The sequence below is a fragment of the Bacillus sp. JZ109 genome, assembly GCF_053903135.1.
The window spans coordinates 900,575-912,997 of sequence record NZ_CP096388.1; the positions used below are offsets into that span (position 1 = coordinate 900,575).

The window sequence follows — 12,423 nt, forward strand, 5'->3', positions numbered from 1 at the left end:
GTCATTTTTTCTTCCATCGTCTATTCTTTATACAAGTTACCTATAAAATCACGCTGAACTAGTTGTTTCTCACGGCAATTTTCGAGAGGAGGATGCGGCATTGGGGAATTTTCACACGATGTTAGATGCGCTCCTGGAAGACCAGGAGGAGGCTGTACTGGCGACAATTGTTCAAGTGGAAGGCTCCGCGTATCGAAAAGCAGGCGCCTCTATGCTCTTTAAGAAAAATGGCAGACGGATTGGCTTGCTGAGCGGCGGGTGTGTGGAAGAAGATGTATTCCAAAGAATCAGTGCGCTGGGCGATCAGCTCACACCAACGCTGATTCCCTACGACATGCGGTCGGAGGACGATCTTTCTTGGGGCATGGGAGCCGGGTGCAATGGCATTATTCATGTTCATGCAGAGCGAATCACTCAGGAAAAAAGGCGGCACTATGAGAAAGTGAGGGACTGCCTTCAATCAGGCAAAGCTGTCACTTCCGTTACAAAGATTGGATCCTCCCATTATTTATTTCTGACGGAGAACGGGCATTTTGGCAACTGGCCGGACGCGCCTCTGCAAGATATTCAACGTACTCTTTCAACGCTTCATTTACCGCATTTCGATCCACCCACTAACATGTTTATTCAGCGAATTGAACCGAAGCCGCGCCTCATTCTGTTTGGGGCGGGTCCGGATACTGTACCGCTGGCCAATTTGGCGGCTGACACAGGGTTTTCTGTTATCGTGACGGATTGGCGGCCCGCTTATTGTACATCCTCTCTTTTTCCAAAAGCGGATCAGCTGATTACCGCTTTTCCGGAACAAATGCTTAGCAAATTTCAATTTTTTCCGCATGATGCAGCTGTTGTGGCAACCCATCATTATCAGCACGATCAAACGATCATCAACTTCTTATTTTCTCAAAACCTCCATTATATTGGACTGTTGGGTTCGGCAAACCGCACGAAACGGCTGCTGAACGGAAAACATCCTCCGTCTCACTTTTACAGTCCGGTCGGGCTGAAAATCGGTGCGGAAGGTCCAGAGGAAATTGCGGTAAGTGTAGTTGCAGAAATTATTCAAACAAGAAAACGGGTGGCGGTTGTATGAGAAACCCCTATCTGATCGGCGTGTTTCTCGCTGCCGGCAAAAGCAGAAGAATGGGCCAAAACAAGCTGGCTTTGCCGCTAAAAGGAGAAAACATCGGCTCACTTTCCTTGAAAACTGCTCTGTCGTCCCGCCTTGATCACGTGCTGGTCGTCGAGCGGACAGAACATGCCTCCCTTGAGTGGATAGGAGCGCCGTATCACGCTCCGCCTTTTCAAAAACGCTGGAGCCTGCACGTTTGCCAAGACGCAGAAAAGGGTCAGGGGCATTCAGTCGGCAGCGGGGTGAGAAAAGCAGAAAGCATGGGGGCGGACGGCGTTGTCATTTTGTTAGCCGACCAGCCTCAGCTTTCCGTCGATCATCTCAATGCCCTTGTGGCACTGGCCCCTGAGTCATTTGCCGTGTCATCGTTTTTAGGGGCGTTCACCCCGCCAATCTACTTCTCGTCGACATGTTTTCCTTATGTAAAGGGGTTAAAGGGAGATGAAGGGGCTCGCAGGCTCCTGAAAAGCGGACAGCTTGGAGCAGGAGCGGTTTTGGAGGCAAAGGATAGCGGCGAGTTGGACGATATTGATACACCCGAGGAATATGACATGGTAAGGAGGGCGATGGCTTGAACGGCCAAGTGACAAAAGCAAGGATGAATATTCAATTATGGAGGCCGACAGCGCTTGATGAGGCCTATTCGCTTTTAGAGAAGCTTGCTCCGGATGTGTGTGCCGCATCGGGAAGCACGCTGCTTCAGCTTCAGTGGGACAAAGGAACTCTGCCGAAACAGCACCTTGTCAGCCTTGAAGGGATTGACGAGATGCGAGGGATCAGCGCCAGTGACACCCACGTGTCGATCGGGGCGCTCACATCACTGAATGAATGCAGAAAGAACCCTTTGATCAAGAGAGCGCTTGGCTGTTTCAGTGACGCTGCTTCCGCTGTCGCTGCACCGGGGATCCGCAGCCGTGCCACGATTGGCGGCAACATAGCGAGTAAAATCGGTGATTTCATTCCGCTTCTGCTTGTGCTTGGTGCTGAGCTTATCGTATATCAAAAGGAGCTAATCAGGCTGCCGCTTGGCGCTTGGCTCAGTGAGGAAGACTTTAGAACGGCTATCGTCACGCGTGTCATCATCCCGCGGGCGGAGGGAGAGCGTGTATTTTATCACAAGCTTGGGAGGCGCCAGGCTTTTACAGGAGCGGCTGCTGTTGCAGCTGGACGTTTTTTGAAAGACGGCGGCATTCGCCTCGCCGCTGGCCATGCCGATATCACCCCTAGGAGATTATTGGACAGCGAAGCGAAATGGATGGCACCAGGGTGGGACTCGCATGAGCTGTACAAAACACTTATCCATGAGCTGCCGTTTTCCTCAGATGCTTTTATGTCAGCGGCATACAGAAAAAAAGCCGCTGCCAACGTCATCATGGCAGAGCTGATGGCTGAGGGAGGGGAATAAATGATCATCAACAAACCGTCAAGAGTCAGGCCGGATGGAAGGGATAAGGTCACAGGGGAATTGAAATATATGACCGATCTCAGCTTTCTGGGAATGCTGTATGGCAAGGTGCTGAGAAGTGCTTATCCTCATGCAGAGATTGTGTCGGTTTGCACCATAAAAGCTGAGAAAATGGAAGGCGTGCAAGCCATCGTCACGCATAAAGACGTTCCTGGCTTAAACCGATTTGGCATTGTCATCCCTGATCAGCCGGTTTTATGTGAGGACAGGGTGCGGTATGTCGGGGATGCGATCGCCGCAGTTGCTGCGGAAACGGAGGAAATCGCGGAAGCGGCGCTGGAGCTGATTCGAGTTGAGTATAAAGAGCTGGAAGTCATAGATTCACCAGAAAAAGCGCTTCGGCCGAATGCGCAAAGACTGCATGAGGACGGGAATATCCTGCACCGCACATTTTTTTCAAACGGCGATGTGGAAGAAGGGTTTCAAGCATCTGATACAGTCCTTGAAGAAACCTATGAGCTGCCGCGGCAGATGCATACGTATATGGAAACGGAGGGAGGCGTAGCCGTTCCGGAAGACGACGGGGGTTTTACGATGTATGCAGGAACTCAGCACGGCTATAAAGACCGTTTCCAGCTTGCCCGTATTTTTGATATTCCTGAAGAGAAGATCAGAATTGTGTCAAGTCCGATGGGCGGCTCGTTCGGAGGGAAGGATGAGCTGAATATTCAGCCGTATGCTGCGCTTTTGGCCCTGAAAAGCGGACGCCCTGTCAAAATCCATCAGACACGAAAGGAATCTGTACGTTCTGGCATTAAGCGCCATCCGATGAAGATTACGATAAAAACGGGTGCAGATCATTCGGGAAATCTATTGGCGCACGACGTGAAAATTGTGGCGGACACAGGCGCTTACGCCACGCTTGGGCCTGCCGTTCTAGATTTTTCTGTCGAGCATGCCGCGGGGCCGTACCGTATTCCGAATATCCGGACTGAAGGAATATCAGTATTTACGAACAACGGGGTGGCGGGTGAATTTCGAGGCTTTGGCGGCAACCAAATCACATTTGCACTCGAAACCCATCTCGATCGTCTCAGCGGCATGCTCGGCATCGACCCGCTGGAGCTGAGAAGAAAAAATATCAGAAAACCGCATGACTTGGGGCCGCTGGAGCATCGGATTGCATCGACTGACGGAGCGGCACAGGTGTTGAATGCCATATCTAAATCTCCCATTCTTACAAGAACCAGCCGGAACTGCGGGTATCTGCAAAGAGGCACGGGAGCGGCAATTACAATGCACGGCGGCGGGCTGGGGTTTGGCCGAATGGATGCGGCAGGAGGCCGTTTGTCTCTTTCGAGTGAAGGCAAAATCACTGCTTCGTTTGGATTTGAAGAATGCGGACAGGGGATTCTAGCAGCGATTGAACAGATTGTCATGGAGGAGTTAGGTTGTGCCGCAGAGGATATTTCCATTGTTATTGGGGATACCGCAAAAGTGCCGAAGTCAGGCTCCTCCACAGCATCCCGCGGCACAAGCATGGTGTGGCACGCGATCCAGCGTTTGAAGAAGCCGTTTCTATCTCAGTTGAAAAAACGGGCAGCAGAATGGAACGGCTGTTCAGCGGAAAACCTTATTCCCGGCGCTGCAGGCTTGCGTGACAAAAACACAAAGGCGCTCGTGGTGACGTATAAGGAGCTGGCTGAAAAAGGCCCTTTGGCAGAGGAAACGGCCTTTGACTTTCCAACAACGCCTGATCCTGTGGTGGGCGGCCATTTCCTCTACTCATTTGGAGCGGCTGCCGTTGAGGTGGAGGTAGATCTGTTAACAGGCGATGTCAAATTGATAGATTGTGAGCACGCTATTGCGGCAGGTCCGGTTGTCAGTCCGCAGGGATATCGAGGTCAAATTGAAGGCGGCGCTGTCATGGCACTCGGCTATACGCTGATGGAGGAAGCGAAAATGACGGACGGCCGTTATGCCGCAGAAAATCTAGATCACTATTTGATCCCTGGAGTCAAAGACGTTCCTAACATGAAGGTGATCGCAATAGAAGAACTAATGAAGGGTGATGCATATGGACCACGCGGTGTTGGCGAAATTGGAACGATCGCCATCACTCCGGCGATTGTAAAGGCAGTACATGATGCGGTCGGATGCTGGATAAACAAGCTGCCAATTTCAAGAGAAGAGCTGCTTGAAGCGATCGACAGAAAGGGCTGAAGCAATGGACGTAAAAGAGGCTGGGCCATTTCCTGTAAAAAAGGAACAGTTCCGGATGACCGTGAATGGGCAGGAGTGGGAGGTTGCTGCCATTCCTACGACACATCTGAGTGACTTGCTTAGAAAGGAATTTCAGCTGATCGGGACAAAGGTGTCCTGCGGAATCGGCCGCTGCGGAGCCTGCTCTATTTTAATCGACGGAAAACTGGCCAATGCGTGTATGACCATGGCTTATCAAGTGGACGGCCACTCCATTACAACAATCGAGGGCGTACAACAAGAGGAACTGGATATCTGCCAAACCGCTTTTCTGGAAGAAGGAGGCTTCCAATGCGGCTACTGTACCCCAGGAATGATAATTGCGCTTAAAGCACTGTTTCGGGAAACCCCTCAACCTTCTGACAAAGATATAGAAGAAGGGCTGGCGGGGAACTTGTGCCGGTGTACCGGGTATGGCGGGATTATGCGGTCAGCTTGCAGGATTAGAAGAGAGTTGAACGGGGGTAGTCTGGAGTCCGGCTTTTAAGAGCCGGACTTTTTTAGCCTCAGTCAGACAGCGCGATCAAGACGCAGAAGCGTTGTGGGAAAACACACGCGATAAATCTCGTAGAACTTGACAGCTTCTGGATTAGAAAATGATTAGTGAATCCATAGCAAAGACGCCATAAAAACTTCTTATGGCGTCTGTCGGACAGGGAGGTGTTGGATACGGCGGAGGCAAGGAAAGTTAAACTTAATAATTAAAGATAGCTGCTCCAACAATGATCAACAAAATGAATAGCACCACGATCAAAGCGAAGGAGCTCCCGAAACCGTTTGAGTAACCAGAGTTTCCATTGTATCCACCAGAATTGTAGAATCCCATAATGTCACCTCCTTTAGTGGAGATAGTATAAGATATGCCAAACGATCATTTTCGACATAGATTTAAGTCTAAAAAAGAAAAAATGAATATTTTGTCTAAAGGTGTAAGAGAGAACGCATTATCAAAACTATTAAAACCGCAGCAATTGTTTTCAGAGTAATTTTTCGAGAAAAAACGCGGTCTGTTTATAGGATTGGAAAAGGGAGCTCGGCTTCTAAGAGCTGACTTATTAGTTTGAAACCCCGATTTATAAATGAAAGGACTACAGGATATTTTTCTCGTAGGCAATTATCCTGAAAAATATTGGTGAATGTTTATTCTAGCTGTTGTTTCACTAAGTGTGGGATCACTGCAAGTACTGTCCTAGGATTAAAAGTTTATTGAAGTGCAAATAGAAGCCCGCCTTACCGGCGGGCTTTCTTCTTAACTCCCCCTATACACCTGATAACCAAACGGCGACAGCAAGAGCGGGATATGATAATGTGCATCTGGATCTGCAAGCTGAAAACGGATGGTGACGATGGTTAAAAACGGCTGGTCGATCGTATTCACGTTTTTATTCGCAAAATAGTCTCCTGCATAAAATTCCATCACATACTCTCCGGAAACCAGCTCTTCACCAGCCAGCAGAGGGACATTGGCTCTGCCGTCATTGTTAGTGTAAACCTCTTTCAAAATACTTTCGCCCAGCCGCTTCACTTCAATTTTTACGTTCGCCGCTGGTTTGCCGCTGGTTAAATCTAAAATATGGGTTGTCAGTTTTCCCATCAGGCTTTCAGGCTCCGACATTTTTCAGCGGCTTTCTGTTTTTCTTTCTCGGCGTCTTCTCTTGTCACGGTAAAATGTTGGAAACCGTATGGCGGGCGCGGTTCGGTGTAGACTTTTCCTTGTGAGCCCGGGATTTCTTCGACAACCGTATCCCACGTGTGATTTTGAGATTGGAAGCTGACATCAGTGAGCTGCGGGAACCTCGCTAATATTCTGCAGCCGATATGATAGATTAAGTTTTGGATTGAAGGGGTTTCGAGCTCGTGAAAAACGGTGCTCGCTAAGTCGCGGACTTGTTCAGCCGCAACGTAGCGGGATGGATCAAAAGCGTATGCGTCATTGGTATTTTCATATTGCCAGCTGATGTTTAAATAGACAAACAGCGGGCGGTTGCCGTCTTCCGGGAGAGTCGTATATTCGTCCCGGATGAAGCCGACGAAGGAGTTGCCGCTCACCTTGACGAGCTGAAGATCCATGATTTCGCTGTATTGCTCTGTAATCGTTATGGTATTCCCGCTTCGTTCTGCTTTCAGCACAGAGCGGCTTCGTTCATTACGCGATCTTCTGAAGACGAGGCGGCTTGTGCTAAGCTCTTTCTCCTCGTATGCAGGCATTGCTTCAAACGGAATGTCTTCGCCAGTCAGAGTGATCTTGTCCATATGAGAATAGGTATCTAAAAATCGGTGAGCTACATAGTGTAGGAACCCCTCGGTTGTCGTTCCTTCATAGGATGCGAGATGGCGCTGGATAAAGTTTTTCATTGAATCCGTTGCCACGACGAGAGTATTGTCTCCGTCTGTAAATGATGGCAGGAAGGCTTCTCCGCCAATTTCGCATGTCACATCAACGCCGACAACGGTATTGCTTCTCCCGGCAAAAGATGATTCTGGGATTTGCTTCACTCCAGTGAGCGGTTTTAAAAACGTTCGGTATGCAAATACATTTCCTTTGCCATAAGACATAGTTCTTTTCATTTGCGTCTCTCCTTTTTCAGTGATGATGTCAGCCAGACGAAAGCGGGCGATTCGGTAAATTTCTATAAGGGCCTGCTGGAACTCCGTTTCTCGTTCGCTCTCAAGCCTTGCCAGAAGGGCTTGGTGAATGTCCTGTTTCGTCTTTCCCTTCACCGCTAAAATAAAAGGAAAGCCGAAGCGATCATAATAGTGTTCATTCAGTTTGAGAAACTCCTCGTATTCCTGCTGTTCTAATTTGCTGAGCCCCGCGTTCTGCTGCTCTCGTACCGAGTCATTGCTCATTGTTTTCTTTGTTCCGAGCCGGGGATGCTTTTTGATTAAATCAAGCTGTGTCTCGCGATCCGCGGCTTTTACAATGCCAGTCATTTTGCGGTGAAGATCAGAAAGCGACGAAAACGGCCGTAGTGCTGCGGATCTCTCCGCAATCCATGAAGAGTGTTCAAAAATAGAGCCAAGTGTGTCTGTCAGTGTTTGTGTGTCCATTTGGTTCAGGTCATCCATTGTGAACATTGGCATCTTCCTTTACGTTTTTATGTCTGCGCCATTCGACTGTTTGGTTTGAAAAAAAGCGTGCAGTGCAATGGCCGTCAAACTGCCGATCACAATTCCGCTTCCTGCCAAGACAGAGGCCGCGCCCGGAAGAGATGAAAACAACGCGGGAACTGTTGTAGCGCCAAGCCCTAAGCTGACGGAAGAGGCGATAATCAGCAGGTTGCCTTGCGAATCAAGGTCAACGCTGGATAGCATTTTGATCCCGTAAGAAATGACCATACCGAACATGACGATCATTGCGCCGCCGAGAACTGGGGTGGGGATCACTGTTGTCAGGGCCGCTGCTTTTGGAACCAGGCCGATCGCGACCAGTATGATTCCTGTGATGGCGATGACGTTGACACTTTTCATCTTTGAAAGCTGAACGATGCCGACATTCTGCGAGAAAGCTGTATAAGGAAACGCGTTAAATAAGCCGCCCAGCAAAATCGCAAGGCCTTCTGCCCGGTAGCCCTTTTCCAGATCCTTCTCCGACAGCCTGCGGTTTGTGATATCAGCGAGGGCAAAATAAACGCCTGTCGATTCAACGAGGCTGACAATCGCAACGAGAAGCATCGTGACAACAGCCGGCAGCTCAAAGGTTGGCGGTCCGAAATAAAACAGAGACGGAACATGAAGCCAAGACGCTTCCAAGACCTCAGAAAAATCGACCTTTCCCATCAAATATGCAGCCGTTGTTCCTGCGATAAGACCGAGTAAAATCGCTATGGAGCGGATAAAGCCTTTAAAGAAATAAAATAGCAATAAGATAAAAGCTGTGACGCCAAACCCGAGGAGCACGTTGTCGAGTGAGCCGAATTCTTTGCTTCCTTCACCTCCGGCCAGGTTATTCATTGCCGTTGGAATCAGGCTGATGCCGATGATCATGACGACTGATCCGGTTACGACAGGCGGAAAAAAACGGACAAGCTTCCCGAAGAAGCCCGCGGCTAAGACGACAATCAGTCCTGCGGCGATAATGGCACCATATATCGCTGGGACACCGTAAGTGCTGCCGATGGAAATCATCGGGCCGACTGCGGTAAACGTACATCCGAGCACAACGGGAAGGCCGATGCCGAAATATCGGTTTCTCCAGAGCTGCAAAAGAGTTGCCGCCCCGCACATAAACAAATCAATCGCGATTAAATACGTCAGCTGCCCCGCATTCAGCCCGATCGCCGCTCCGACGATCAGCGGAACGAGAATGGCTCCCGCATACATGGCAAGCATGTGCTGAAGCCCCAGCATCATCAGTTGTAAGGCATTGTGCTGTTCCTTCATCTTTTTTACACCTCTTTTTCTAATACGAGTGTATGTTCTAATACCGGAAGTTCTGTTTGCTGTGCTGTTAATTCTTTTTTGTCGCGCAAGCTGAAAAATAGATTCAAAAAGATGGCGGTCAGGCTTCCAGTGATGATGCCGTCACTGACCAGAATTCTAATCGGAGCGGGGAATTCAGCAAAAATCCCGGGGGCCGTGCTGGCGCCGATGCCGAGTGCGATTGAGCATGCGATGGTCAGGAGGTGGTATTGATTTTTGAGATCCGCTGTGCTCAGCATTTTGACGCCGGAGGCAATCACCATGCCGAACATGACGACGGTCGCGCCGCCAAGTACAGCAGCAGGAACGGCAGATGCAAGGGCGGCAATCTTCGGAATCAGTCCGAGACAGACAAGGATACAGCCTGCGGTAACGACGATGTTTCTTGTTTTCACTTTGGTCAGCTGCAATAAGCCGGCGTTTTGCGCAAAGGTATTATAAGGAAAGGCATTGAACAGCCCGCCTATGAGAATGGCGATTCCTTCCGCTCGATAGCCTTTGACGAGATCTTTTTCAGTTAAAGGTCTGCCGCATATCTTTCCGATTGCGTAAAAAACGCCGGTTGATTCCACAATAATGACGATTCCGACGATCAGCATCGTTAAGATCGGACCGATTTCAAACGTGGGGGCTCCGAAGTAAAAAGGCTTCGGGATTTGGAAGAACGGTGCTTCTGTAACAGAAGAAAAGCTGACTTTGCCCATGATCGCTGCTGCCGCTGTTCCGGCGGCGATGCCGATCAGAACGGACAGTGTTCGGGCAAATCCTTTGAGAAAGCGGTTGAGGACTAAGATCAGAACAAGGACACCGACAGAGAGAAGAAGGTTTTCGAGCGAACCGTATTCGGGGTTGGCGCTGCCGTTTATTTTTTCGCCGCCAGCCATATTTTTCACACCTGTCGGAACAAGTGAAAGGCCGATCAAGGTCACAACGGTACCTGTTACGACAGGAGGAAATAACACAGTCAGCTTGCCGAAAAAACGCGCAAACAAAAAGATGAACACACCGGCCGCGATGATGGAACCATAAATCGCGTGAATGCCGTAATTGCTTCCGATTGCAATCATCGGGGTGACGGCCACAAATGAACTGCCAAGCATGACGGGAAGCCCGATGCCGATGTATGCTCCGCGCAAGGTTTGCAAAAGCGTCGCGACGCCGCATGTTAACAGGTCAATCGCCAATAGGTAGGACAGCTGTTCAGTTGTTACATTCAGCGCCCTGCCGACAAGCAGGGGCACCAAAATCGCACCTGCATACATGGCGAGCACATGCTGCAGGCTAAGCGTAAACACCTTAAACGATCTTTTTTTCACCATAGTCCCTCCCTGTATGTGAACTTTAGTAACATGATATCGTGCCGATCTAGGGGTGTCATTGGATACAGTAGCTGAAAAAGACAGGTGTGATTGCTGAAAGTGACGAAAAATGATTCATTTTGTAAGAAAATATAACAAACATTAGCTGATCAGCCGCTGCATACGTAAGGCAAGCCGCAAACGCATCGTTGTTTCAGGATCTTTTAAGCTTTTACCCAGAAGCTCTTCGCATTTTTCAAGGCGGTATATGACCGTATTGCGATGAACGTACAGACGCTTTGCCGTCTCTGAAATTTGGCAGTGTGTCTCTAAATAGACGGAAAGCGTATGAAGCAGGCTTTGATCCTCCTGCTGTTTTTCAGCGAGGCTCTGAAGCGTGGAGTTGTAAAATTTCTTCAAATCCTCAACCGGGAGCAAGCGCAGAAGCTCAGGCACATCTTTGGCGTGATACACCTGGATAAATGCGGTGCTTCTTGACAAATGCCCCGATTGCAGAGCATCAGAAGCTTCTGTGAAAGCGTCGGGAACATCAATGAGCTTTTGGCAGATATTGCTGATGCCAAAGGACACGGTTCGTTTAAATTGAGCGCTGACCTGTGTTTGAAACTGTTCTAAAAAGCTGATCACCGAGGCGTGCATTTCACTCCAGCTGTCTGTCGCCTCGATTAGAATAATGCCGACATTTCCTTTCATAAAGAAGTGAGGCGGAAACGGGAAGGCTGATAGTTCACCTTCAAGAAATTCGAATACGCTGTCGGAAGCGAGCTGATTTTCTGTAAAACTGATTGATTCATCATTCCGATCGAGTTTGCCGGCAATGCACATGTATTTTTGATCCCAGCGCAGCTTGAATTCTTTCGCCCGGTTTTTGATTTCGTCATCTGAAGAAAAGGACCGTTCAATAAAATTGTTGAAAAACTCATTGCGAGCCCGCCGGCTGAACTGCTTCAGCGCATTTTCCTTCAGCAGTTCAAAGGAAATGACGTTGGCCGCTTGTTCAATCGTGAGGATCAATCCTTTATCGCCGGCCTGCACCATGTCCGGTATCAGCAGGTAGCCGCAGTTTTTTTCGTGATTATAAATAGGCAGGACAGAATATGTTTTCTGATCTGAGATTGTAGAGAAACAAGTGAAAAATGGCCCGTATACGGTATTCAGGGTGCCTTTCAGCTTTTCGGTCTCAACTGAAATCTGATGAGACGCAGACAGCATTTTGGCATGCTGGTCAAGCAGCAGCACGGGAAGCTGAAGGAGGTCTGACACCTTTTTAAGGAGGGATTGCAGCCCCTTGCCGCTCATAATGTGGTTTGTGAATTTTTTGTGCGCGTAAATGGCTTGCTGCAGCTCGTTAGAACGCATATCGAGAATGTGGCTGAGTGTGGCATTTACAATATCGCCGAGGCGGATGTGTTCTGGAAGTTCAATGATCGGAAACGCATATGAATCGGCCAGTTCGATGATTTCCTTCGGGATATCTTCCAGATAGCGCTTTGTTTTAATGCCGAGGCCCGCGCAGCCGCGTTTTGCCATTTGCCGAATCAGTTCAGATAATTGATGCGGGTGATCCTTCAGGTGATAGGCGGTGGTGACGAGCAATTCATTCTTATGCAAAAAGTCTGCGATATCCGGAGCGTCCATCATATTGACATGCTGAACCTCTCTTTCCCCTCCTGCTTTTCCAGCGATTAAATTGGCGTTTTCAAAAGCCGGTATTTTCATCACATCAAAAATATTCATAGCGCATTCTCCTTTTCTATAAAAACATTGGTTAAGGTGAATAATTTTCAATAGGAATTCTAGCGGTTTTGCTGATGTAATACGATCATAGTAGCAGTAAACTGTTGAAAATAGAACTGGTTGTGTTACATAAACTGACATGAAAA

At 48.9% G+C, this 12,423-nt stretch carries 10 protein-coding genes and 1 pseudogene; 5 read left to right on the forward strand and 6 right to left on the reverse strand.

Annotated features, from left to right (window positions below):
- The first annotated feature begins 100 nt into the window (after positions 1-100).
- The 5 genes and pseudogenes from M1D94_RS04585 (at position 101) to pucE (ending at position 5,286) form a co-directional block, all read left to right on the forward strand.
- On the forward strand, positions 101-1,093 hold the full coding sequence (locus M1D94_RS04585; RefSeq protein ID WP_120028548.1) for an XdhC family protein: 993 nt from the start codon (positions 101-103) through the stop codon (positions 1,091-1,093).
- On the forward strand, positions 1,090-1,707 hold the full coding sequence (gene pucB / locus M1D94_RS04590; protein WP_021480548.1) for a xanthine dehydrogenase accessory protein PucB: 618 nt from the start codon (positions 1,090-1,092) through the stop codon (positions 1,705-1,707). The genes M1D94_RS04585 and pucB overlap by 4 nt, the downstream gene beginning before the upstream one ends.
- Positions 1,704-2,537 (forward strand): xanthine dehydrogenase subunit C, encoded by an 834-nt coding sequence (pucC, locus tag M1D94_RS04595; protein ID WP_038829784.1) that lies wholly within the window; start codon positions 1,704-1,706, stop codon positions 2,535-2,537. Before pucB ends, pucC begins: the two co-directional genes overlap by 4 nt.
- A pseudogene (pucD, locus tag M1D94_RS04600) lies at positions 2,538-4,774 on the forward strand (xanthine dehydrogenase subunit D). It begins immediately after the preceding gene.
- Positions 4,765-5,286, forward strand: coding sequence for a xanthine dehydrogenase subunit E (gene pucE / locus M1D94_RS04605; protein ID WP_038829786.1), 522 nt, complete (start codon positions 4,765-4,767; stop codon positions 5,284-5,286). Before pucD ends, pucE begins: the two are co-directional and overlap by 10 nt.
- Positions 5,287-5,493: 207 nt before the next feature.
- Here pucE and yuzJ read toward each other — a convergent pair whose 3' ends face one another.
- The 6 genes from yuzJ to pucR form a co-directional block, all read right to left on the reverse strand.
- Positions 5,494-5,625 carry a YhzE/YjcZ family sporulation protein YuzJ gene (yuzJ, locus tag M1D94_RS04610; RefSeq protein ID WP_038829787.1) on the reverse strand — a complete coding sequence of 44 codons (132 nt, stop codon included), beginning with the start codon at positions 5,623-5,625 and terminating at the stop codon, positions 5,494-5,496.
- 423 nt (positions 5,626-6,048) lie between these two features.
- Complete coding sequence (gene uraH / locus M1D94_RS04615) at positions 6,049-6,393, reverse strand: hydroxyisourate hydrolase (protein WP_038829788.1); 345 nt, start codon at positions 6,391-6,393, stop codon at positions 6,049-6,051.
- Positions 6,393-7,877, reverse strand: a complete 1,485-nt coding sequence (pucL, locus tag M1D94_RS04620; protein WP_101501434.1) for a factor-independent urate hydroxylase — start codon at positions 7,875-7,877, stop codon at positions 6,393-6,395. The genes uraH and pucL overlap by 1 nt, the downstream gene beginning before the upstream one ends.
- 12 nt (positions 7,878-7,889) lie before the next feature.
- The gene (gene pucK, locus M1D94_RS04625) at positions 7,890-9,182 is read right to left on the reverse strand and encodes a uric acid permease PucK (protein WP_456270436.1); all 1,293 of its coding nucleotides are present in this window, start codon (positions 9,180-9,182) and stop codon (positions 7,890-7,892) included.
- Between the two features lie 5 nt (positions 9,183-9,187).
- Positions 9,188-10,537: a uric acid permease PucJ gene (pucJ, locus tag M1D94_RS04630; protein WP_163182213.1), complete on the reverse strand. Its 1,350-nt coding sequence runs from the start codon at positions 10,535-10,537 to the stop codon at positions 9,188-9,190.
- 144 nt (positions 10,538-10,681) lie between these two features.
- Positions 10,682-12,277, reverse strand: a complete 1,596-nt coding sequence (gene pucR / locus M1D94_RS04635; protein WP_456270437.1) for a purine catabolism transcriptional regulator PucR — start codon at positions 12,275-12,277, stop codon at positions 10,682-10,684.
- Between the last annotated feature and the right edge of the window lie 146 nt (positions 12,278-12,423).